The following is a 656-nucleotide window of genomic DNA, read 5'->3' as shown; positions in this document are numbered from 1 at the left end:
CTATGGTGGCCAATCCGCATTTCCCCTGTCAAGGAAAGTGAAGAAATTGTGGAGTCCAGTCGACAGTTCTCAGTAGTGCGGGAAGATTTCCGCACGTCCCGACAGTGTTTTCGCCAGCGCGATCACGGCCTCGTGCGTATGCAGGTCTGGCAGACTGAGCGGCAAGGCCATTCCGGCCAGTACCGCAAGGAGCAGGGGGGTGGCCGCTGGCCGCCGCGTCGGATGGCACGCGCGCAACGCCCAGGTGGCGCTTCCCAGGCCCAGTACCAGCCCTGCGATGACCTCGGACAGGCTGTGGGCCTGCAACGGAATGCGCGACCATGCGATGGCTGCCGCGAGCAGGCAGCCTGAGGTGATGCCGACCGCGCGTGCGCGCCGATCCGCACCGGCCAACAAGGCACCCACGACAGGGTAGACCACGCTGGACATGGCGGCGTGCCCGGAGACACCGGTGAAGTGCAGGCTCTGGATGCCCCATCCCCATCCCATGAAGGCGAGTTTCGAGCCGAGGGTGATCGTTGCCGTGGCGCCGATGGCGATCAGCCAGCGCCATCGGAAACCGCCCTGCGAGCGCGGCAGGGTCAGCAGCAGCACCGCAGCCATGGGCAGCAGCCAGCGGCTGTCGCCGAGGGTGGAGAGCGCTCGCCAGACGTCCT

1 protein-coding gene is annotated in these 656 nt (G+C 66.6%); it reads right to left on the bottom strand.

All coding sequences use genetic code 11. The features are described 5' to 3' along the window. Window positions 1–69: 69 nt before the first annotated feature. Window positions 70–656: phosphatase PAP2 family protein (locus tag C9414_RS20775; RefSeq protein WP_107164300.1), on the bottom strand; the 587-nt coding region annotated here is incomplete at its 5' end.

Origin of the sequence: Bacillus sp. Nf3 (assembly GCF_003028545.1) — a bacterium.
Lineage (GTDB): Bacteria > Bacillota > Bacilli > Bacillales > Bacillaceae > Bacillus > Bacillus safensis.
The sequence above is the reverse complement of the archived record's forward strand: the minus strand, read 5'-3'. Positions and strand labels throughout refer to the sequence as shown.